The sequence below is a fragment of the Nonomuraea sp. NPDC050733 genome (genome assembly GCF_040654215.1).
Classification (GTDB): domain Bacteria; phylum Actinomycetota; class Actinomycetes; order Streptosporangiales; family Streptosporangiaceae; genus Nonomuraea.
In genome coordinates, this window is sequence record NZ_JBFAHO010000002.1 from 64,750 (window position 1) to 86,718 (window position 21,969).

At 71.4% G+C, this 21,969-nt stretch carries 21 protein-coding genes; 16 read left to right on the forward strand and 5 right to left on the reverse strand.

Annotation, left to right across the window (positions count from 1 at the left end; genetic code table 11):
- The first annotated feature begins 20 nt into the window (after positions 1–20).
- A complete protein-coding gene (locus AB0H64_RS03970; RefSeq protein WP_357619839.1) occupies positions 21–542 on the forward strand; it encodes an NAD(P)H-dependent oxidoreductase in 522 nt (173 codons plus the stop codon).
- Positions 543–679: 137 nt separating this feature from the next.
- Here AB0H64_RS03970 and AB0H64_RS03975 read toward each other — a convergent pair whose 3' ends face one another.
- A complete protein-coding gene (locus tag AB0H64_RS03975) occupies positions 680–1,738 on the reverse strand; it encodes a dihydrodipicolinate reductase (protein WP_357619841.1) in 1,059 nt (352 codons plus the stop codon).
- A 176-nt stretch (positions 1,739–1,914) separates the two neighbouring features.
- On the opposite strand from AB0H64_RS03975, the gene AB0H64_RS03980 reads away from it, so the two are divergent.
- The 12 genes from AB0H64_RS03980 (at position 1,915) to AB0H64_RS04035 (ending at position 13,516) form a co-directional block, all read left to right on the forward strand.
- Complete coding sequence (locus AB0H64_RS03980) at positions 1,915–2,787, forward strand: SDR family oxidoreductase (protein ID WP_357619843.1); 873 nt, start codon at positions 1,915–1,917, stop codon at positions 2,785–2,787.
- Positions 2,788–2,946: 159 nt separating this feature from the next.
- A complete protein-coding gene (locus AB0H64_RS03985; RefSeq protein WP_357619845.1) occupies positions 2,947–4,104 on the forward strand; it encodes an ROK family transcriptional regulator in 1,158 nt (385 codons plus the stop codon).
- A gap of 15 nt (positions 4,105–4,119) precedes the next feature.
- Positions 4,120–5,661 (forward strand): sugar ABC transporter ATP-binding protein, encoded by a 1,542-nt coding sequence (locus AB0H64_RS03990; protein WP_357619847.1) that lies wholly within the window; start codon positions 4,120–4,122, stop codon positions 5,659–5,661.
- Positions 5,661–6,668, forward strand: a complete 1,008-nt coding sequence (locus AB0H64_RS03995; protein ID WP_357619849.1) for an ABC transporter permease — start codon at positions 5,661–5,663, stop codon at positions 6,666–6,668. Before AB0H64_RS03990 ends, AB0H64_RS03995 begins: the two co-directional genes overlap by 1 nt.
- On the forward strand, positions 6,665–7,717 hold the full coding sequence (locus tag AB0H64_RS04000) for a substrate-binding domain-containing protein (protein ID WP_357619851.1): 1,053 nt from the start codon (positions 6,665–6,667) through the stop codon (positions 7,715–7,717). Before AB0H64_RS03995 ends, AB0H64_RS04000 begins: the two co-directional genes overlap by 4 nt.
- 11 nt (positions 7,718–7,728) lie before the next feature.
- Complete coding sequence (locus tag AB0H64_RS04005; protein ID WP_357619853.1) at positions 7,729–8,883, forward strand: Gfo/Idh/MocA family oxidoreductase; 1,155 nt, start codon at positions 7,729–7,731, stop codon at positions 8,881–8,883.
- The gene (locus AB0H64_RS04010; RefSeq protein ID WP_357619855.1) at positions 8,880–9,884 is read left to right on the forward strand and encodes a sugar phosphate isomerase/epimerase family protein; all 1,005 of its coding nucleotides are present in this window, start codon (positions 8,880–8,882) and stop codon (positions 9,882–9,884) included. Before AB0H64_RS04005 ends, AB0H64_RS04010 begins: the two co-directional genes overlap by 4 nt.
- 192 nt (positions 9,885–10,076) lie before the next feature.
- Positions 10,077–10,700 carry a hypothetical protein gene (locus AB0H64_RS04015; protein ID WP_357619857.1) on the forward strand — a complete coding sequence of 208 codons (624 nt, stop codon included), beginning with the start codon at positions 10,077–10,079 and terminating at the stop codon, positions 10,698–10,700.
- Positions 10,697–11,116: a hypothetical protein gene (locus tag AB0H64_RS04020; protein WP_357619859.1), complete on the forward strand. Its 420-nt coding sequence runs from the start codon at positions 10,697–10,699 to the stop codon at positions 11,114–11,116. Before AB0H64_RS04015 ends, AB0H64_RS04020 begins: the two co-directional genes overlap by 4 nt.
- Before the next feature lie 116 nt (positions 11,117–11,232).
- Positions 11,233–11,679 (forward strand): MarR family winged helix-turn-helix transcriptional regulator, encoded by a 447-nt coding sequence (locus tag AB0H64_RS04025; protein ID WP_357619861.1) that lies wholly within the window; start codon positions 11,233–11,235, stop codon positions 11,677–11,679.
- Between the two features lie 61 nt (positions 11,680–11,740).
- On the forward strand, positions 11,741–12,169 hold the full coding sequence (locus AB0H64_RS04030) for a TIGR03668 family PPOX class F420-dependent oxidoreductase (protein ID WP_357619863.1): 429 nt from the start codon (positions 11,741–11,743) through the stop codon (positions 12,167–12,169).
- Between the two features lie 27 nt (positions 12,170–12,196).
- Entirely contained in the window at positions 12,197–13,516 is a 1,320-nt protein-coding gene (locus tag AB0H64_RS04035; protein WP_357619865.1) for an adenylate/guanylate cyclase domain-containing protein, read from the forward strand.
- A gap of 43 nt (positions 13,517–13,559) precedes the next feature.
- On the opposite strand, the gene AB0H64_RS04040 is transcribed toward AB0H64_RS04035, so the two are convergent.
- On the reverse strand, positions 13,560–14,261 hold the full coding sequence (locus AB0H64_RS04040; RefSeq protein ID WP_357619867.1) for a helix-turn-helix domain-containing protein: 702 nt from the start codon (positions 14,259–14,261) through the stop codon (positions 13,560–13,562).
- A 350-nt stretch (positions 14,262–14,611) separates the two neighbouring features.
- Between AB0H64_RS04040 and AB0H64_RS04045 the strand changes: the two genes are divergently transcribed.
- Both AB0H64_RS04045 and AB0H64_RS04050 read left to right on the forward strand, forming a co-directional pair.
- On the forward strand, positions 14,612–15,841 hold the full coding sequence (locus AB0H64_RS04045) for a serine hydrolase domain-containing protein (RefSeq protein ID WP_357619869.1): 1,230 nt from the start codon (positions 14,612–14,614) through the stop codon (positions 15,839–15,841).
- 85 nt (positions 15,842–15,926) lie between these two features.
- A complete protein-coding gene (locus AB0H64_RS04050) occupies positions 15,927–16,334 on the forward strand; it encodes a hypothetical protein (RefSeq protein ID WP_357619871.1) in 408 nt (135 codons plus the stop codon).
- A 66-nt stretch (positions 16,335–16,400) separates the two neighbouring features.
- Here AB0H64_RS04050 and AB0H64_RS04055 read toward each other — a convergent pair whose 3' ends face one another.
- Positions 16,401–17,927: a serine hydrolase domain-containing protein gene (locus AB0H64_RS04055; RefSeq protein WP_357619873.1), complete on the reverse strand. Its 1,527-nt coding sequence runs from the start codon at positions 17,925–17,927 to the stop codon at positions 16,401–16,403.
- Between the two features lie 472 nt (positions 17,928–18,399).
- Between AB0H64_RS04055 and AB0H64_RS04060 the strand changes: the two genes are divergently transcribed.
- Positions 18,400–19,839 (forward strand): DNRLRE domain-containing protein, encoded by a 1,440-nt coding sequence (locus AB0H64_RS04060; RefSeq protein ID WP_357619875.1) that lies wholly within the window; start codon positions 18,400–18,402, stop codon positions 19,837–19,839.
- Positions 19,840–19,888: 49 nt separating this feature from the next.
- Here the strand turns inward: AB0H64_RS04060 and AB0H64_RS04065 are convergent, their stop codons facing one another.
- Together AB0H64_RS04065 and AB0H64_RS04070 are read right to left on the reverse strand one after the other, a co-directional pair.
- Positions 19,889–20,653, reverse strand: a complete 765-nt coding sequence (locus AB0H64_RS04065; protein ID WP_357619877.1) for a class I SAM-dependent methyltransferase — start codon at positions 20,651–20,653, stop codon at positions 19,889–19,891.
- Positions 20,654–20,727: 74 nt separating this feature from the next.
- On the reverse strand, positions 20,728–21,939 hold the full coding sequence (locus tag AB0H64_RS04070; RefSeq protein WP_357619879.1) for an FAD-dependent monooxygenase: 1,212 nt from the start codon (positions 21,937–21,939) through the stop codon (positions 20,728–20,730).
- Between the last annotated feature and the right edge of the window lie 30 nt (positions 21,940–21,969).

The window sequence follows — 21,969 nt, forward strand, 5'->3', positions numbered from 1 at the left end:
GCGGCCCTCTGGAGGACCACGTGATCGTCACCGTCGTCGGCAACCCGCGTGCCGCGTCCAGGACGTACGGCGCGGCGGTCGCCGCCGCCGAGGCCGTCGCCGCCCGGCTCGGGCACGACGGGCCCGGAGAGGTCGTCGACCTGGCGGCCCTGGCGCCCCACCTGCTCGGCCCCGGCGCGCACGCCGGCGTGGAGGAGGCCGTCGAGCTGCTGAGCCGGGCGCCGGTCGCGGTGCTGGCCAGCCCGACCTACAAGGCGACGTACACGGGGCTGCTCAAGGCGTTCCTCGACCGGTTGCCGCCGGGCGCGCTGGCGGGCACGGCCGCGCTGCCCGTGCTCGTCATGGGGCACCCCAAGCACGCGCTGGCGGTGGAGGTCCACTTCCGGCCGCTGCTGGTGGAGCTGGGGGCGTTCGTCCCGACGCCGGGGCTCGCGCTGCTGGAGCCGGAGCTGCCCGGCGAGGAGCCGATCGGCCGCTGGGCCGACCAGGTGGCGCCCCAGATCGCCGCCTGGGAGCGCGGACGCCTCCAGCCCCGCTCCTGAACCGGCCCCGCTCCTGAACCGGCCCGCTCCTGAACCGGCCCGCTCCTGAGCGGCGCCCCTCGACACCCGGCGCCCGTACGGCCCTCCCCGTACGGGCGCACGGGTACCGCCGCACGGGTACGGCCGTACCCGTGCGGTCAGCGCAGGCGGACCCGGCCGCGGCCGGTCGCGAACGGCAGGTCGAGCAGGGTGCGGATGCCCGGAGGGGCGGCGCAGACCGCCGGGATGGCGTTGATGGCGTGCGCCGCGGCGGCGGCCGGGCCGTGGGAGACCTCGTCCACCGAGAGCGTCATGTGCGGCACCCCCTCGATGTGCAGCACGAACCCCGGGTCCGGCCAGCGTGGCACCTGCGCCGCGTCGGCCTTGTAGACCACCTCGATCGTCATGAACGGCCGCCCCCGTACCAGCCCGGAGAAGACCCAGCGCGAGGCGCACACCGTGCCCTCCCTGACCGTGCCGGCCGCGATCTCGAACTCGCTCGTCGCCAGCTCGAAGTCGTCGCTCTCCTCGACCTCGTCCAGCCGCACGTCCAGTGCGTCGGCGACGAGCTGGACGCTCTCCGCGAACAGCGAGCGCTGGAACGCCCGGTACGGCCGGACCGCGGCCGTGTAGTCCTTGGCCGAGCGGGTGAACCCGACCAGGTCCACGACGACCTGCCGCGACGGATGGCCCCGGAAGTCGGACGACTCCCGCACGTAGACGTGGTCCACCCGGTCGGACAACCCGGTCAGCGCCAGCGGCAGGAAGTCGCTCATGAAGCCCGGGTTGATGCCGGTGCCGTGCAGGGTGGTGCCGCCGGCGGCGCAGGCCGCCTCGACGCGCTCGACGACGCCCCGGCCGTACGACTTGGGGTAGACGAAGCCCGTGGTGGTGATGACGTTCTTGCCCGAGGCGAGCAGGGCGCAGATGGTCTCGACGTCGGAGGTCTGGTCGGTGCCGAAGTAGAACGCCGGCAGCGGCATGTGGAGCACGCAGTCGGCGTCGAGGGCCAGCACCCGGTCGACGTCGTCGGTGCAGGTGACGCCGGTGGGCGGCAGCCCGACCAGCTCGCCCGCGTCCTTGCCGATCTTGTCCGGGTCGTACACGAGGACACCCGCGAGTTCGAGTCCCGGCCGGCCGAGCACGCTGCGTAACGCGTAGCGGCCGATGGAACCGGTGGCCCACTGGACCACGCGGATGGGCGCGTTCACCGGCATGTCCGGCCTCCCAGGCCCGATGGAGGGGTGGCGAGGCTGAACCCCTCGCCCTTGGGAGCCCGCAACTCTAGCAGAGAACCGGCTCGCCGATCACTATCCGCGACGATCGTCCCTGCTGTGCCGGCTCGGGTTATCGTACTCGTACTAGAAGTTTGTTCTCCTGCGCTGGAGGTCCGATGCTTCGGTTCGATGACAAGGTGGCGATCGTCACGGGGGCCGGGCACGGCCTCGGCAGGTCGCACGCGCTCCTCCTGGCCGAGCGGGGCGCCAAGGTCGTCGTCAACGACCTCGGCGGCGCGCTCGACGGCAGCGGCGCCTCCGCCGGCCCCGCCGCCGACGTGGCCGAGCTCATCGCGAAGAACGGCGGCCAGGCCCTCGCCAACGCCGACAACGTCGCCACCCCCGAAGGCGCCGGCGCGATCGTCCAGGCGGCGATCGACGCCTACGGCAAGGTCGACATCGTCGTCAACAACGCGGGCATCCTGCGTGACCGCTCGTTCGGCAAGATGTCGGTCGAGGAGTTCGACGCGGTGCTCGCCGTCCACGTCCGCGGCTCGTACCTCGTCACCCGCGCGGCCTACCCGTACATGAAGGAGGCCGGCTACGGCCGGGTCGTCAACACCTCCAGCCCCGCCGGTCTGTTCGGCAACTTCGGCCAGGCCAACTACTCGACCGCCAAGATGGGCCTCGTCGGCCTGACCAAGACCGTCGGCATCGAGGGCGCCCGCAACGGCATCAAGGCCAACGCCATCGCCCCGGTCGCCTGGACGCGGATGACCGAGTCGCTGCTGCCGGCCGAGTTCGAGGCCAAGTTCACGCCCGAGCGGGTCAGCGCGCTCGTCGCCTACCTCGTCCATGACTCGTGCGAGGTCAGCGGCGAGGTGTTCACGGTCGGGGGCGGCCGGGTGTCGCGGGTGATCGTGGCCGAGGGGCCGGGCTGGCGCTCGGACGAGATCACGCCGGAGGCGGTCGCGGACAACTGGGGGGCGATCATGGCCGAGCAGCCGTACGTCCTCACGGCCGCCGACTCCATGAAGGCCATGCTCTGACGGCTCGCCCCGCCCGTTCCGTACATCCAAGGACCCCTCCGCAAGGAGGGGTTTTTTCGTTATGTACGGACGGGCTTTGTTCGATGATCGACGGAAGCTATCCGACTTAGGACGAAATTCCCTCTTGATTCGTACGGCAGACGCTCCTAAGGTCGCGGCATGACCCCCGCTCCGGGCTCGCCCGGGGACGTGCTGACCCTCATCAGCGCGGGCTCCGCGACGACCCGATCCGACCTGGCCAGGCTCACCGGCCTGGCCCGCTCCACGATCTCCCAGCGCGTCGACGCCCTCATCGAGAGCGGCCTCGTCGAGGAGACCGAGAGCGGCGAGTCCACCGGCGGCCGGCCACCCCGCCAGCTCCGGCTGCACACCGACGGTCACGCCTTCGCCGGCGTCGACGTGGGCGCCACCCACTGCCGCGTCGCGCTGATGGACATCTCCGGCGAGGTGCTCGCCGAGTGCGAGGACCCGCTGCTCGTCACCGAGGGCCCCGAGACCGTCCTGGCCCACGTCGACGGGCGCCTCGACCGGCTGCTCGCCGAGGCCGGCCGGCCCAGGTCGGCGCTGCGGGCGCTGGGCATGGGCGTGCCGGGACCGGTCGAGTTCGCCACCGGCCGGCCGAACAACCCGCCGATCATGCCCGGCTGGAACGACTACCCCATTCCCGAGCACTTCCAGGGCTGCGAGGTCCTGGTCGACAACGACGTCAACGTGATGGCCCTCGGCGAGCACCGCAACGCCTTCCCCGGCACCGGCCACCTGCTGTTCGTCAAGGTCGGCACCGGCATCGGCTGCGGCATCGTGGCCGAGGGCCGGCTGCACCGCGGCGCCCAGGGCTCGGCCGGCGACATCGGCCACATCCGCGTGTCCGGCCACGACGACGCGGGCTGCCGCTGCGGCAACAGCGCCTGCCTGGAGGCCGTGGCCGGCGGCGCGGCACTCGCCCGCAGGCTCACGGAGCAGGGCGTGCCCGCCACGACCGGCGCCGACGTGGTGACGCTCGTCCAGGCGGGCGACACGCGGGCGCTGCGCCTGGTCAGGGAGGCGGGCCGGCACATCGGGGAGGTGCTGGCCGGCCTGGTCAACTTCTTCAACCCCGAGGTCATCGTCATCGGCGGCGTCCTGTCCCGGGTCCACGAGCACCTGCTCGCCGGCATCAGGGAGACCGTCTACCGGCGGTCGCTGCCGCTGGCCACCCACCACCTGTCGATCGTGCCGAGCCGCACCGGGGAGGACGCCGCCGCGCTCGGCGCCGGCCTCCTGGCGATCGAGCACTACCTGTCACCCGACAACATCAACAAGATCGTCAACGCCTGACAGGAGAGACCCCCGATGCTGGTCATGAGGGGAATCGTCAAGCAGTTCCCGGGCGTCCGCGCGCTCGACGGCGTCGACCTGGACGTGCGGGCCGGGGAGGTCCACTGCCTGCTCGGCCAGAACGGCGCCGGCAAGTCCACCCTGATCAAGGTCCTCGCCGGCGCCCACCGGCCCGACGAGGGCACGATCGAGCTCAACGGCGTCCCGGCCAGCCCCGCCGGCCCCGTGGACGCCATCCGGCTCGGCATCGCCACCATCTACCAGGAGCTCGACCTCGTCGACGGGCTCAGCGTCGCCGAGAACATCTTCCTCGGCCACGAGCACACCCGCCTCGGCTTCACCGACCGCCGAGGCGCCGACCGGGCGGCCGGCGAGGTGCTGGCCCGGCTCGGCCACCCCGAGATCCGGCCGTCCATCGAGGTCGGGCGGCTCGCCCCGGCGGCCAAGCAGATCGTGTCCATGGCGCGGGCGCTCTCGCGCGAGGCCCGGCTCATCGTCATGGACGAGCCGTCCGCCGCGCTCGCCCACGACGAGGTGGCCAACCTGTTCCGCATCATCCGCGACCTCACCGCCCGCGGCGTCGCCGTCGTCTACATCTCCCACCGGATGGAGGAGATCCGCGAGATCGGCGACCGCGTCACCGTCCTCAAGGACGGCCGCACGATCGCGGTCGGCCTGCCCGCCCGCGACACGCCCACCTCCGAGATCGTCTCCCTGATGACCGGCCGCGACGTCGAGTACGTCTTCCCGCCCCGCGCCGCCCGGCCACCCGGCGAGGAGGTGCTGCGGGTGGAGGACCTGTCCTCGCCCGGCGCCTTCGCGGGCGTGTCGTTCTCGGTGCGCGCGGGCGAGATCGTCGGCCTGGCGGGCCTGGTCGGCTCCGGCCGCTCGGAGATCCTGGAGGCCGTCTACGGCGCGCGCCGCGCCACCGGCCAGGTGCTGGTGGGCGGCCGCCCGGTCCGCCGCGCCGGCATCCTCCAGTCCGTACGGCAGGACGGCCCGCTGCGGGCGCTGCGGCGCGGCGGCGTCGTCGAGTCCGTACGGCTCGGCATGGGTCTGGCGCCCGAGGAGCGCAAGGCGCAGGCCCTGCTCCTCGACCAGAGCGTCACCGCCAACATCACGCTGGGCGGGTTATCCGGGTTCGCCCGGCTCGGCTGGCTCGACCGGGCCCGCGAGCGCGCCGAGGCCGCCCGGCTGGCCGAGGCGCTCGACATCCGGCCGCGCGACCCGGAGCGCCCGGTCAAGACGTTGTCCGGCGGCAACCAGCAGAAGGCCGTGCTCGCCCGCTGGCTGCTCGGCGGGCGCCGGCTGCTGCTGCTCGACGAGCCCACCAGGGGCGTGGACGTGGGCGCCAGGGCCGAGCTGTACACGGTCATCCGCCGCCTGGCCGAGGAGGGCATCGGCGTGCTGCTGGTCTCCAGCGAGGTGCCGGAGGTGCTCGGCCTGGCCGACCGCGTCCTCGTGCTGCGCGAGGGGACGGTCATCCACCAGGGCGACGCCCGCGACCTCGACGAGCACCGCGTCCTCGACATGATCATGAACGGGAGGGCCGCCTGATGGCGAAAACAGGAAGAGCAGACGCGGGAGGAACGGTCGCGGAGGCTCCCGCGACGGCGGCCCCCCGCTCCTTCGAGTTGCGGCACCTGGGCCTGTTCGTGGCGCTCGCGCTGCTCGTGGCCGTCGGCCTCGTCACCCGGCCGGCCGCCTTCGCCACCGCCGACAACCTGGTCAGCATCCTGTCGCTGGCCGCCACGATCGGCGTCATCACCGTCGGCGCCACGTTCGTCATCATCGGCGGCGGCATCGACCTGTCGGTGGGCGCCGTCATGGCGCTGGCCTCCGTCTGGGCCACGACCCTGGCCACGCAGGAGTTCGGGCCGGTCGTCATGGCGATCTGCGCGATCCTCGTCGGCACGGGCGCCGGGCTGGTCAGCGGGCTGCTCGTCGCGTACGGGCGGCTGGTGCCGTTCATCGCCACGCTCGCCATGCTGGTCGCCGCGCGCGGCCTCGCGCAGCGCATGTCCGACCGCAGGACCCAGCTCGTCAGCGCCGACAACCACGCCATCGTGGACCTCGCCACCACCAGGGTGCTCGGCGTGCCGCTGCTCGTCTACGTCTTCGCCCTGGTCGTCGTCCTCGGCTGGATCGTGCTCAACCGCACGACGTTCGGGCGGCGGACGTACGCGGTGGGCGGCAACCCCGAGGCCGCCCGGCTGGCCGGCATCGACGTGCGGCGGCACACCATGCTCCTGTACGCCCTGTCCGGGCTGTGCTGCGGCATCGCCGCCATCCTCATCATGGCCCGCACCACCACCGGCTCCTCCACCCACGGCGACCTGTACGAACTGGACGCCATCGCCGCCGTGATCATCGGCGGCACCCTCCTCACCGGCGGTCGCGGCACGATCGTGGGCTCGATCCTCGGCCTGCTGATCTTCACGATCATCACCAACCTGTTCATCCTCAACGGCCTGAACACCAGCGACCAGCTCATCGCCAAGGGCCTGATCATCGTCGTCGCCGTCCTGCTCCAGCGGCGGAACCTGAAGGAGAGAACACAATGACCGACAAAGTCGCGCGCCGGGGATTCCTCGTCGGCGGAGCCGCCCTGTTAGCGACCGCCGGCTGCACCAGCAACGAGCCGTCGGCCGCGCCCGCCAGCGCCGCCGCGCCCGTCCCCTCGCCGGGCTCCAGCGGCAACGACCAGCCCGGCACCAAGGTGACCATCGGCTTCTCCGCCCCCGCCGCCGACCACGGCTGGATCGCCGCCATCGCGAAGAACGCCGAGGCCGCCGCCAAGCAGTACACCGACGTCGACTTCAAGCCGGTCGAGCCCACCAACGACATCAACCAGCAGATCTCCGCCGTCGAGTCGCTCATCGCGGCCAAGGTCGCCGCGCTGGTGATCCTGCCCAACGACGGTCAGCAGCTCAACCAGGTCGCCCTCCAGGCCACCCAGGCCGGCATCCCCGTCATCAACCTCGACCGCGTCTTCCCGGACAAGCTCGCCTACCGCACCTGGATCGGCGGCGACAACTACGGGATGGGCGTCGCCGCCGGCCACTACATCGGCAAGAAGCTCAAGGACAAGGGCGTCTCCAACCCGGTCATCGTCGAGATCCAGGGGATCGCCACCCTCCCGCTGACCCAGGACCGCAGCAAGGGCTTCGCCGACGCGCTCAAGACGTACGGCTTCAGCGTGACCGCCAAGCAGGACGCCAAGTTCACCGTCGAGACCGGCAACCAGGTGGCGACCAGCCTCCTCCAGGCGCACAAGAAGATCGACGCCCTGTGGAACCACGACGACGACCAGGGCATCGGCGTGCTCGCCGCCATCAAGGAGGCGGGACGCAAGGAGTTCTTCATGGTCGGCGGCGCCGGCTCGCTCAACGCCATGAAGGAGATCCAGTCCGGCTCCTCCGTGCTGGAGGCCACGGTCACGTACAGCCCCACGATGGCCTCCTCGGCGATCAAACTCGCCCGGCTCATCGCCCAGGGGAAGGGCATGAGTGACCTCGTGGAGAACCAAGTTCCGCAGTCCATCACGCTCGCATCGGAGACCATTACCAAGGAGAACGTCGAGAAGTACCTGCCGCTCGGCTTCGAGTCCTGATCGGGGGCTGCATGTCAGAAAAGATCAGCATCGGCGTGGGCATGGTGGGCCACGCCTTCATGGGCCGCGTCCACTCCCAGGCCTGGCGCAGCGTGGGAGCCTTCTTCGACCTGCCGCTGGCGCCCCGCATGGCGGTGCTCGCGGGCAGGTCGAAGGAGCGCACGTCGGCCGCCGCGGCCCAGCTCGGCTGGGCCGACGTCGAGACCGACTGGAGGGAGCTGGTACGGCGCGACGACGTGCAGATCGTCGACATCTGCACGCCCGGCGACTCCCACGCCGAGATCGCCATCGCCGCGCTGGAGGCCGGCAAGCACGTCATCTGCGAGAAGCCGCTGGCCAACACCGTCGCCGAGGCCGAGGCCATGGTGCGCGCCGCCGCCTCGGCGCCCGGGAAGAACATGGTCGCCTTCAACTACCGCCGGGTGCCGGCCATCGCCCTGGCCCGGCGGTACGTCGAGGAGGGCCGGATCGGCGAGATCCGGCACGTCCGCGCCCAGTACCTTCAGGACTGGATCGTGGACCCGGAGTTCCCGCTGGTGTGGCGGCTGCAGAAGGACAAGGCGGGCTCGGGCGCGCTCGGCGACATCGGCGCGCACATCATCGACACCGCCGAGTTCGTCACCGGGCAGCGCGTGGTGGGCGTCTCGGCGCTCACCGAGACGTTCGTCAAGGAGCGTCCCCTGGCGGAGGACTCGGCCGGGCTGGCCGCCACCGGCGGGACGGCCACCGGGCAGGTCACGGTGGACGACGCCGCGCTGTTCATCGGGCGGCTCTCGGGCGGCGCCGTCGCCTCGTTCGAGGCCACCCGCTTCGCCACCGGGCGCAAGAACGCGCTGCGCATCGAGCTCAACGGCTCGCTCGGCAGCCTCGCCTTCGACTTCGAGGCCATGAACGAGCTCTGGGTCAGCGAAGGGGACGCCGGCTTCACCCGGATCCTCGTCACCGAGCCCGGCCACCCGTACGCCGGCGCCTGGTGGCCGCCCGGCCACGGCCTCGGCTACGAGCACACCTTCACCCATGAGATCAAGGACTTCCTGGAGGCGATCGCCGACGGCCGCGATCCCGCCCCGTCGTTCGCCGACGGGCTGCGGGTGCAGCGCGTCCTCGCGGCGGTCGAGCGGAGCGCGGCCGACTCCAGCCGCTACACAGTCGTGGAGGACGCATGAGACCGGTCACGTTGTTCACGGGCCAGTGGGCCGACCTGCCGTTCGAGGAGGTGTGCCGGCTCGCCGCCGAATGGGGGTACGACGGCCTGGAGATCGCCTGCTCGGGCGACCACTTCGACGTCGCCCAGGCGGTGTCCGACCCGTCGTACGTCGAGCAGAAACGCGCCCAGCTCGACAAGCACGGCCTCAAGGTGTGGACCATCTCCAACCACCTCGTCGGCCAGGCCGTCTGCGACCACCCCATCGACGAGCGCCACAAGGCCATCCTGCCCGCCCGGATCTGGGGCTCCGGCGACCCGGAGTCGGTGCGGCAGGCCGCCGCCGAGGACCTGAAGAACACCGCGCGGGCCGCCGCCCTGCTCGGCGTCGACACGGTCGTGGGCTTCACCGGCTCGTCGATCTGGCACACGGTCGCCATGTTCCCGCCGGTGCCCGCGTCCATGATCGACGCGGGCTACCAGGACTTCGCCGACCGCTGGAACCCCATCCTCGACGTCTTCGACGAGGTGGGCGTACGGTTCGCGCACGAGATCCATCCGAGCGAGATCGCCTACGACTACGTGACGACGCAGCGCACCTTGGAGGCCATCGGCCACCGGCCCGCGTTCGGCCTCAACTGGGACCCGTCGCACATGGTCTGGCAGGACCTCGACCCGGTGGCGTTCATCCTGGACTTCGCCGACCGGATCTACCATGTGGACTGCAAGGACACCCGGGTCCGGGTCGGCGACGGCCGGCGCGGGCGCCTGTCCTCCCACCTGCCGTGGGCGGACCTGCGGCGCGGCTGGGACTTCGTCTCGACGGGCCGCGGCGACGTGCCGTGGGAGGACTGCTTCCGGGCGCTCAACTCGATCGGCTACACCGGGCCCATCTCGATCGAGTGGGAGGACGCGGGCATGGACCGCCTGGACGGGGCCAAGGAGGCGCTGGGCTACATCCGCCGCCTCAACGCCATCACCCCGCCGGCCACCTCCTTCGACGCCGCCTTCTCCACCACCTGAGCCCCGGCCTTTTCCGGGACTCTTCTCGCGAGGAGGGCGCGCCACGCGCGTTTCGGCGCTCGGGCGCGCCCCCTTCGACCCCTCAAAGGCATGGTCCTCGCTGACGCTCGGGCGCTCTTGCTCCGGGGCTTCGCCCCGGAGGCGAGGGGCTCCCGCCCCTCGCGCACCCCGGCCTTGATCGGAGACCCGACCATGAGCGTGATGCCCGAAGAACCCCTGCGATTTCCGCTGCACCCAATACGCAACGTGGAAGCCCGGTATGTCAAGCAGACCGTGTGCAGAGTGTTCGCCGTCGTCACGGTCGACTTCGAGCCAGGCCACGGTGCCGGCAACGGCATCGAGCTCGCCGTACCAACCGATGTGTGGGCGGCGCCGTCCGACGGGTCGGTGGCGGTGCCGCTGTCCGTGCCTGGTGACCAACTGTGTGAGTCAGGGCTGCCGCGCGTCGACGCCCAGAGGAAAGGGCCTTCATGGCCAGGCGGCCTGCCGGATGCATATGAAGCAGAGGAATGCCGAGCCGTGGCAGTATTACTGGGGTACCGTTTTGGTATGACCGAGAAGAGGGCCATCAGCCTTCCCGACGAAGATGCCGCCTGGCTCGACGAGAAGGTGCGTGCCGGCGAAGTTCAGTCGTTCTCCGCGGGCCTGGCCGAGCTCATTGCGACCGCCCGCCGACGTGAGGCATGGCTTACCCGCGAGGCAGAAGCTTTCGGAGAGCCGATGCCCGACGATCCCGACCGTGAGAACTACTGGGCGGCTCGGTTGCGCCGCTCCACCGCCGAAGTCCTCAGCGACAACGCACACGACTCCGCGTGACGCGGGGCCGTATTCTCCACACCCCCGCGGTGGCCGGCTATCTCGGCGGGGACAGGGACCTGCGCCTGCTGCTCTCGGCTGCCGCCCGGGAGATGGTCACGCTCGTCCTGCCCTCCACCGTGCTCGCCACGGCCACCAGCGGCCATCCAGAGCTGTACCTCCAACAGTTGGCTGCCCGAGTCGACGCCCTGCTCACGAACCCGGCCGTGGTGGTGGACCATCTCGTCGGCCGAGGCGGCGACGGAGAAAGGGCGATCCGCTCGGGCTTTCTCATGGGAGCTCTCGGCCTCACGGTCGAGGACGCCCAGACCGCCGACCTCGCACTCAACCGGTCGTCACCCGTGCTGACCACGCGAGCCGGTGCTTCGCGGCTCGCCAAGATCGAGCCGCGGCTACCGTTCGATCTGGTCGGTTGATCACCGGAACGGCGGTAGAGCGCTGAGAGCCCATGGCCGGCGCGGCTTCGCGCTTGGTTCGAGGGTCTCCGGTCACGGCGGCGGGTGCGGGGCGTCGGCTGCGGGAGACTGGGGGAGTGACCACCGAGAGCGCCCGCCCGGGCCCGCCCGCGACGAGCCCCTCCATCGTGCTGCTCACGCTGGCGCACCGGATCGAGTCGGAGCTGGGCGCCGCGCTCTCGCCCCTCGGGCTGACGGTCAGCAGGCTCGGGCTGCTCGGGCACATCGCGGGCGTGCCCGGCGCGTCGTTCAGCGACCTGGCGCGCATGTCCGGCATCACCGTGCAGAGCGTCCACACGGCGGTGAAGGCGCTGGCCGGGGCGGGGCTCGTCCGTGACGGGAAGGCCAGGGCCGGGTCGGCCTCGACGCTGGAGCTCACGCCCGAGGGAGCGCGGCTCATGCGTGAGGCGATGAACGCCGTGGCGGCGGTGGACGAGGCGCTGTTCGGGCCGGAGGCGGACCCGGTCCAGCGCCAGGTCGCCGACGCCGTACGGGCGGCGTTCGGGGCCGGGGCGACGGAGTGACGCGCGGGCGCGGTCGAGGACGCCACGGTGCCGCGAAGAGCGGCGGTGACACCATGGGGGGATGGACGCCGAACTGGCGCGCCGGCTCTTCGGTGGGCAACGCGTCGCCCGGCTCGGCACCGTGGCCGGCGACGGGGCGCCCCACCTGGTGCCCGTCACGTTCGCGCTGACCGGAGACCGGGTCGTCCTGGCGGTCGACCACAAGCCCAAGACGACGACCGACCTGAAGCGGCTCCGCAACATCCGGGCGAACCCCCGGGTGTCCCTCCTTGCCGATCACTACGAGGACGACTGGACCCGCCTGTGGTGGGTGCGCGCCGACGGCACAGCCCGTGTGCTCGCCCTCGGCTCCCCTGAGGCGGGCGCGGCGATCGGGGCGCTGGCCGGGAAGTACGAGCAGTACCGCCGGAACCCGCCGGACGGGCCGGTCGTCCTCGTGGACGTGGCCCGCTGGTCCGGCTGGGCCGCTTCACCGAGTGCGTACGAATGATGACTTTAGGTGAGCTAGCCTTGGCGGGTGGCTTACGAACCCCCCGCCGGCCCGCTCACGCCGGGCGGCTTCGACACCCCACGAGACGTCGCCGCCGGCCTGCCGCTGTCCCTCGTCGAACAGTGGCGCGCAAGCGCGGGCACCGCCCATGACGCGCGGCGCCTGCTGGCGCCCCACGAGATCCGCGGATACTCCGTCGTGTCCGACTCGGCCGGGCTCACCCGGCTCAGCCAGCGGCTCGGCCTGCTGGAGGTGCTGGCGCTCATCGACCGGCCCAAGCGCATCCTGCACGCCTGCGCCCAGGCCGCCGGCGGGCGCGCGGTGGGTGTGTGGGCGGCCGACAACGCCCAGCTGTTCCACCCGGAGGGTGCGGACCCGTCCACGCTGCTGTCCGCCCTGCTGACGGCGCAGGACGAGATCCGGCGCCACTGCCTGGTCAGCATCGGGATCGGCGTGCACCTGGGGTCGTTCTACGAGCTGTCGGGCGGGCTGTACGGTGCGGAGGCCGACGCCGCCGAGGAGTTCGCGGAGAACGACACCGAGGGCGGCGAGATCGCGGTGACACAGGCCGTGGTCGACCGGCTGCCGGAGGGCCACCCGTTCGTACTGCGGCGCAAGGACGGCCCCGACGGCCTCGTCGGCCCCGTCCACCAGGTGGTCGACGGTCCCCGGCTGGAGGTGCCCCGGCTCGGCGAGGCGTGGTCGGGCGAGGGATGGCCGGGCGCGTCCGGATCGGCCGGGCAGGAGCACTATCCCATCCCGTACTCCGCGCCCTTCTACGCCGACCTGCTGTTGCTGGACGCCCGTCCCGGGGACGCCGAGCTGGCCGAACGGCTGGCGGCCGGGCACCTGCGCGGCCGGACCGTGGTCCTCGTGGAGCGGAGCGCCGCCCCTGCCGACACGCCGGAGATGGAGCTGCTCAGAGGGCTGTCGCTGTCGGCGGCGATGCGGGAGGCCGGTCTTCGTCTCCTGCCGTCCGAGGGCGCCGTGGAGATCAAGGTCGCCGGGCCGCTGGGCATCTACCTGTTCGAGGAGCCGGCACCGGCCGTGCGCTTCGCGCTGAGGCTGCGCACGGGGCTCGCCGAGCGGGAGATCGTGGCCCGGATCGGGGTGGCAGCCGGGCCCGTGCTGGCGGGGCGGACACCCGGCGGTGGCTGGGACGTCGCCGGGGCCCCGGTCAACCTGGCGTCCAAGATGGCCCAGGACCTCGGCAGCCCCGGCCGCGTCCACCTGAGCGAGGCCGTGCGCGACGCCGTGGCCGGCCACGACGATCATGCTGACCTGGTGGGGTTCGAGCCTGTCCGGCGCACGGTGTCGGGGGTCGAGATGACGTACTACCAGGGCTGACCCGTCGCGGGCTGACGCCCCGGCGTGTCCGGGTGCTGGGCCGTCAGGCTCTCTGCCGCCACCTCTCCATGACCTGCCGGAACGCCTCGCTCACGAGGAGAAGGAGCTCGGCGGAGGACTGGAAGCGGGCGCCCGCCGGGGTCGTGGCCCCGAGAATCTCGGCTCCGCGCTGCGACGCGGCCGTCAGGGCGTCGTTCATCTGCTGGGATGCGAGGATCGACCGGAGCCAGATCTCGTCGTCGATGACATAGCGTTCGCGCCGCGCGCCGGGAACCCGTTCCCGCCTGAGCATTCCCTGCTGTTCGAGGAAGGCGACGGCGTGCGAGACCGACGCCGGGCTGACGCGAAGCCGCTGGACCAGGTCGGCGGCGGTGAGAGCGCCGGAGTCGGTGATGTACAGGCAGACCAGCACCCTGGCCTCCATCCGGGGCAGCCCCTGCTGAACGAGGAGAGCGGTGAAGGACTCCACGAAGTCCTGCACCGCCTGCGGGTCACGCCCGTGGCCGCTGTCGGAGATCGGTGGCACCGGAGGCGGCGCCTGCTTGTGCCGGCGCGCCCGATGCCGGGTGGCCTCCTGCGCCTGGTCCGCTCGGTAGTCGTCGGGTCCGCCGTTGCGGGTGACCTCGCGCATGATGGTCGAGGCGGGCCGCTCCAGACGCCGGCCGATCTCGGCGTATCCGAGTCCCTCGGCCAGCCACGCGGCGATGTGCTGTCGATCCTGGCCGGTCAGTCTGCCTCCGGGCATCGGTGCTCGGCTCCTATCCGTCGACATGCGCGAAGCGCGGCGCCCCGGCGCCCTCCGCTGCACAGTATGCATTCACTCGCAGCCCATTGCAATGTCTCATGGCGATCCATCCTTTGCATTCACTGTCATTCTCATTGCAAAGACAGCTCTAGGAACCGAATGTAGCAGGCGATAAGCATCATCTTTGCTTGTTGACGGACTTATGAACGCAATGTACTGTCGCGGTCGTTCAGAGATTCCCGAACGATTGCGAGTGCCCGGTGGCGCCGCAGCGGGAGTCCCGTGGCCGAGCTCCGGCTCGCCGAACGCCCGTCACACAAGATCGAGCACTGTAGGCAAGGGGATTCAGGATGGGACAGGGCAACAACGGCCTCTCCGAGGCGGGGCTGCGCAGGCTGCGTGAGGTGCTGGCGCGGCATGTCGGGTCGGGGAGGATTCCCGGGCTGGTCGCGCTGGTCGGCCGGGGTGATGAGGCGCATGTCGAGGTGGTCGGGACGATGCGTCATGGCGGTGGCGCGCCGATGCGTCGGGACACGATCTTCCGGATGGCTTCGACGTCCAAGCCGGTCGCGATGGCGGCGGCGATGGTGCTGCTGGATGAGTGCCGGCTGCGGCTGGATGATGTGGTGGATGGGTGGCTGCCGGAGTTGGCTGACCGTCGGGTGCTGAAGCGGATCGACGGTCCGCTGGAGGACACCGTGCCGGCGCGGCGGCCGATCACCGTGCGGGACCTGTTGAGCTCCACGTTCGGGCTCGGCATGGACATGACGGCGTTGGGCAGCCCGATCATGGGCGCGATCTTCGAGCAGGGGCTCACGCCTGATCTGCCGGAGCCGATGCCCGAGCCGGATGAGTGGATGCGCCGCCTTGGCACGCTCCCGCTGATGTATCAGCCCGGACAGCGCTGGCAGTACCAGATCAGCCACGATGTGCTCGCCGTGCTGGTGGCCAGGGTCACCGGCCAGTCGTTCGAGGCGTTCCTGCGCGAACGCATCTTCGAGCCGCTGGGCATGAAGGACACCGGCTTCCACGTCCCCGCCGAGAAGATCGACCGGCTGCCCGACCTCTACGCCCCCGACCCGCAGACCGGTGAGTTCCACGTGTGGGACGAGGCGAAGGGCGGACGGTGGAGCCGGCCGCCGGCGTTCCAGGGCGGCGGCGGCGGGCTGGTCTCCACCGCCGACGACTTCCACGCCTACTTCCGGATGCTGCTGAATGGCGGGATGCACGGGAGCGAGCGGATCCTGTCCCGGCCCGCCGTCGAGCTGATGACCACCAACCGTCTCACGCCCGAGCAGCAGGCCGCCCGGCACGCCATGGCCACCGACAACGTCCACCTGTCGTACGGCCAGGGCCAGCACGGCGGCTGGGGGTTCGGGATGGCGGTGCGCACCTACCGCGGCGACTACGCCCCCGTCGGCCAGTTCGGCTGGGACGGCGGCAGCGGCACCTCGACCTACGCCGACCCGGCCAACCAGCTCACCGGCATCCTGCTCACCCAGGTCGGGATGTCCACCCCGGACTCGGCGCGGCTCATCCACGACTTCTGGACCACGCTCTACCAGACGCTCGACGACTGACACCGAGCCCGCGCCCGGCCGACCCGCCCTCAGCCCATCCGTCCGTCACCTCGCATGCGCAACAGACCTGAAGGAGCACGCCACCATGTCCGTCACCCTGACCGACCAGGACAAGATCACCCTGCGCACCGCCGCCTACGGCGCCGTCTCGCTGCTGGCCGCCGCGGATGCCGCCGGCAGGCCCCACAAGGTCGCCACCCAGGGCTCCATCGCCCTGGCCTCCGCGACCGGCCTGGTCGGGCACGTGCTCGCCGACAAGTCGACGGGCGTCAACCTGAGCGGCAAGTCCGTGGCCGCGCTCGCCGACAACGTCCTGCCGGCCCTGACGGAAGCCATGAGCCTGCTCAGGCAGCAGGACCCGGCGGAGGCCGACAACTTCCGCAGCACCGTCCTCGTCGCCATCGAAGCAGCCGCCCGGACCCACCAGGGCGAGCCCAGCCCCACCATGGCCGACATGGCGCGCAAGATCACCGGAGCCCTCGACGCCGCGTGACGGCATGCCGACCCGCGAACCCCTCACCCGCGGCGCCGGAGGCACTCAGGGCGTCGGCGAGGTCGTTCACCGCCGGCCCCCGGCCAGGCGTCGCCGCGGGTGCCCTGACAAGGGCACCGGTGCGGTCACGTCACTGCTCTGACGGGGCGCCTGCCGCCCGGTGAGCGTGCGGTAGTGGGCGAGGCGCAGGACCGCCGTCACGAGCCCCGCCGCGGCCGCCGCCACGAGAGCGATCGTCAGCGGCGCCGCGAAGTACGTGAGCTGCGCCCACGTGACCGTCCGGCCGTTCATCAGGAACGAGATCAGGTCGGGATACGCCGCCAGCAGCGCCGCGGGCAGCAGCGCCGGCACCAGGCGGAGCCCGACCCGCCACCTCTTCGGCGTCCTCTTGGCGAGTCGTCGGGCGGCCCAGCGGCGGGAGCGTACGGCCCCCAGGGTCCCGAGCGCCGCCGCCGCCAGCGTGACCACCCCCAGGAGCAGCTCGAACTGCTGCCTGTCGCCCCCCGGCACCTCCGGCGTCCTGCCCTCGCTCAGGTCCGCCAGCCCGCTCGCGATGGTGAACGTGTCGTCCGTCAGGCCCGCGCTGTTCGTCATGACCGCGAAGCCGTACCCCGTCTCCGGGACGATCGTCTCGACGGCGGTGTAGGTGAACAGGTTGCCCGAGTGCGTGAGCCGCCTGGTCTCGTCGTCGATGCCCCAGCCCATGCCGTACTCGTGCACGCTGCCCGGTGCGTGCATGGCGGTCAGGCCGGCCGGACTGACGAGGCGGTGGCCCCGGCCGTTCTGGGTGATCAGCCAGCGACCCATGTCGGCGGCCGTGGTGATGACGCCGCCGCTGCCGCTGCCGTCGAGGAACGCGGGCAGTTCGGGGCGCGGCAGCCACAGGCCGAACACGGAGTTGTACCCGTCGGCCGGCCGGACCGTCCGCTCGCTGACGCCGCTGGAGCGCATGCCGAGCGGCCCGAAGACCCGCTCCCGCATGAAGTCGCCGAAGCTCCGGCCGCCGGCCACCTCCACCAGCCTGGCGGCCAGGTTGTAGTTGACGTTGCAGTACTCCCAGTGCGTGCCGGGTGCGGCCCGCAACGTGGCGGTGCCCAGCTTGGCGGCGTACTCCTCGAGTGAGGCGGCCGTGTTCAGGTCGCCGATGTCGGTCGTGGTGTCGGACAGCCCGGACGTCTGGTTCAGCAGGTGCCGCAGGGTGATCGCCTCGGCGCGCGGGTCGGCCATGCGGAAACCGGGAAGCTGCTCGGCCACGGGCTTGTCCAGGGACAGCTTGCCCTCCTCCACGAGGATCATCACGGCCATGGCGGTGAACGACTTGGTCACCGAGGCGACCCGCATGGGCGTGCCGGCGGTGACCGGCTCGCCTTCGGAGTCGTGGCCGTAGCCGGCGGCGTGGACGATCCGGTCGCCGTGGGTCACGACGACGGACAGTCCGGGCAGGCCGGTCTTGTCGAGGGCGCGGCCGACGTACGTGTCGATGGCGGCCGGGGTGAGCTCGGCGGTGCGCGCGGGCGCGGCGGCCCATGCGGCCGGCGTGCACGTCACGGCCAGGCCGGTCGCCAGGGCGAGGGCGGTGAGGAAGGTTTTCACAGGTGCTCCGTTCAAGGTGGACCTGCGAAAACCTAGGGACAGGGGCGTGCCCGGGACATCGGCCTTCCGTCCAGCCGTACACCTGACGAAAGTCAACTCCGCCCGCCCACCACGGGGCCACGCCCATGACTCAGCAGATTGACTCGATAACGCATTGTTCTGTGATAAACGTCATATCCTGAAAAGTCTGTCGCGTGCGGATATGTCGCGTGATACTTCTGTGACCTACGAGCGATCATGCTCGTATTCGTGGAACGGGGAACCATGCACGCGTTCACATACGGGGCCGCCTGACACAGGGGAAGCGCCGGCGTCGCCGCCGGTATCACGGGGTCAACGGGGCTGAAGGGCCGCGCTCGCGAAGCGCCGCCCGTCGATGCCGCCTGCCCGACTAACGCCGACTTATCCGCACTTAAGTCGAAAGTCGGACAAAAAGGATTATCAGCAATATTCACATTACTTAGGATGAGACTTGCGTAGTTCGCTTACGGGGAAGCTCGCTCTCGGTCTGCTCACCGCCACCGTCCTCGCCGGAGGCACCGCGATGGAGGCCAACGCCGCCACGCCGACGCCACCGGCCGAGACGGCACAGAGCAGTGACACGGCGGCCGTCGAGGCGGCCATGGACGCCGCCTCGGCGCAGGCGGCCAAGAGCGGTCAGGCCGTGTCCGTGCCGACCCTGACCAACGAGAACAGCACCACCGTCGCCAACCCCGACGGCACCTTCACCGAGACCATCAGCTCCGGCGTCGCCCAGGTCAAGCGGGGAGGCCAGTGGCTGCCGGTCGACACCTCCCTCGTCCAGGACGGCGCGGTGCTCAAGCCGCGCGTCTCCCGGGCCAACGTCGAGGTCTCCGGCGGCGGCGAGGGCCCGCTCGCCAAGATCGTGGATGACGCCGGCCGGGTGTTCGCCGTGCGGTGGCCGACCGCGCTGCCCAAGCCCGCGATCAAGGACAACGTCGCCACCTTCGCCAACGCCGCAGGCCCCGGCGCCGACCTGGTCGTCACCGTCCTGCCCACGGGCTTCCGCCACGACGTGGTGCTGCGCGAGAAGCCGTCCGGCCCGCTGGAGCTGCGCATCCCCGTCCAGACCGAGGGCGTCGACCTCACCGAGGACGAGAGCGGCCGGCTTCTGCTGAAGAGCACGGCCGGTGACGGCAAGATCGTCGCCTCCGGTGCGCGGCCGGTCATGTGGGACGCCAGCGGGCACGGCAAGCCGCGTGGCGACGCGCTGAAGGAAGTCGACTCCAGCGTCGAGACCCAGAACGGCGTCCAGGTGCTCGTGCTCAAGCCCGACGCGGGCTTCCTGGCCGACCCCAAGCGGAAGTACCCGGTCACGGTCTTCCCGTCGATCACGCTTCCGCAGGTCGAGACGGACACGGACGTGGCCTCCACCTGGGCCTCGCACCCCGGCGACCCGATGATCATCGCGGGCACCATGCCCTGGGAGAACGGCCAGGGCGGTGACGTCATGCGCAGCCTGGTCAAGTTCAACACGGCCAAGGTCAAGGGCAAGAAGGTCATCCTGGCCACTCTCGGCATGTGGAACCTGGAGACCAACGGCTGCGGCCTCGTCGTCGGCTCCGGCCTCACCGCCGAGCGGGTCACCAGCGCCTGGGACGAGAACGACCTGAACTGGGACAACAAGCCCACGACGACCGGCGAGGGCGCCTCCACCACGCGCGCCGGCCGCGGCCGTACCTGGACCGCGCCGTGCGCCACGGGCGCCGGCTTCCTGGCGTGGCCGGTGACGAACATCGTCAAGGCGTGGGCGTCGGGCGCCCCCGACTACGGCATCCAGCTCCGCGGCGCGAACGAGAAGGAGGCCACCAACTGGCGGGCCTTCGCCGCGTCGGAGAACAAGGAGCAGGGCGTCAAGCCGCCGACCCTGGCGGTCGTCTACACCCGCTGACGGACCCGGTGAGTGAGGGGCCGGGGAGCGCGCTTCCCGGCCCCTGCCGTTACCGGTCGGTCCGGCGGAGAAGATCGGTCCGGCGGAGAAGAAGGGTGACGAAGCCGAGCGCGTCGCGGTAGCCGTTGAGCCACATGTCGCGGTGGGTGTCGGCGGCGGCCATGGCCTCGTCGCCGTCCGGGCCGGGATGGTCGAGGGCCCAGCGGGCGAGCGTGCCGGTCCACGACCACTCGTAGTCGTCCCACTCGTCGCGGGTGCTGGTGTGGGCGTAGACGGTGGCGTAGCCGGCGTCGTGGGCACGCGCCACGGTCCCGGCCAGGTCGGCGTAGTCGTCCGGGCCCGTGCCGAGCAGGTCGTGCAGCTCCTTGGACGGGTCCCGCTCCCAGAAGCTCTCGCCGATCAGCGCGAGCCCGCCCGGACGCAGGTGCCGGCGCACGGCGTCTAGGGTCTCGGCCAGCGTGCCGAACGCGTGAGTCGCTCCCACGCACAGCACCAGCTCGTACGGCTCGGCGGCGGCGAAGGCGTCCGCGGGCATCTGGTGCAGCCGGAGCCGGTCGCCCAGGCCGAGGCGGGTGCCGGCCTCGGCGGCGGACGTGAGCGCCTCCTCCGAGATGTCCACCCCGTCCGCCGTCGCCTCGGGGTAGAGGTTCAGCGCCCGGATGAGCCACGCGCCCTCCCCGCAGCCGAGGTCCAGGACACGGGCGCCGGAGCGCAGCTTGGCGCGGGTGAGCAGGCGGATGAGGCTCGACTCGCTGACGGGCGCCGCGATGGGATGGTCGGCGTGGGCGAGGTGGCTGATGAGCTGACGGTGCATCCTCAGGACTATGCCGAAAGCGGGTTCCGGCCCGCTATGGGATATCGGCGGGCGCGTGCACAGGACAGCCTCGCTCAGGCACGGCCGGCAAGGCTCTCGTAGTCGCGCAGGGTGATGTTCTCGGCGGCCTTGCGGGCCATGTTGGCGGCCATGTTCTTGCCCGGCAGGTACGGCACGATCTTGTAGTAGCGGTTGAGGAACGAGGCCAGGAGCCGGCTGTCGGGCACCATGAGCTTGGCCACGCCGTCACCCATCTTCTGGCAGCCCGTGGCGTATTCGCGCATCTCCTCCTCGTAGCGGGCGAACGCCACGCGGTGGTCGCCGCGCGCCGCGGCCAGCTCGCCCGCCAGTACGTACGCGCCCACCAGGGCGAGTCCCGAACCCATGCCCGACAGGGACGAGGGGCAGTAGGCGGCGTCGCCGACCAGGGCGACCCGCCCGCGCGACCAGGCGTCCATGCGGACCTGACCGACCGAGTCGAAGTAGAAGTCGGTCGCCTGCCGCATGTCGCGCAGCAGCCGCTCGCTCTGCCAGCCGTTGCCGGCGAAGCTCTCGGCGAGCACGGCCTGCTGCCGCGCCACGTCGCGACGGTTCAGGTCGAGGACCGGCGAGGCGAAGTAGAAGACGGCCCTGGCCTGCGTGTTGTGCCGGGCGCTGTGCAGCGCGACGAGCCTGCCCGCGGTGCGGTAGGCGTGGCCGGTGTGGTCCAGGCCGAGGTGGTTGGCCGTGGTGAAGATCGCGCAGTAGAGGCCGAGGTGCTTGACGAACCGCTCCTCCGGCCCGAACGTCAGGCGGCGGGTGTTGGAGTGCAGCCCGTCGGCGCCGATCACCAGGTCGAACCGGCGCGGCGCGCCGCGCTCGAAGGTGACGGTCACACCGTCGGCGTCCTCGGTGAGCGAGGCGATGGAGTCGCCGAAGACGTACTCGGTGTAGTCCTCGGTGGCGCCGTAGAGGATGCGCCCCAGGTCGCCCCGGAGGATCTCGACGTCGCCCGCGAACAGGTCGGCGGGCATCGTCGACTGCGTCTTGCCCGCCGCGTTGACGTACGACATGGAGCCCATGCCGGTTCTGGCGCGCTCGATGTCGCCGAGGATGCCCATACGGCGCAGGACCGACAGATGGACCTCGCCGCGGAAGTCGACCGCGTAGCCGCCGTCGCGCAGGGCGGGGGCGCGCTCCACGATCGTGGGGGTGAAGCCGTGGCGGTGCAGCCAGTAAGCGAGCGCGGGGCCGGCGACGGAGGCGCCGGAGATCAGGACGTTGGTGTTCCTCATGCCGTTTCTCATGACCCCGAGCCTGCCGGGGAGGGCTCACCG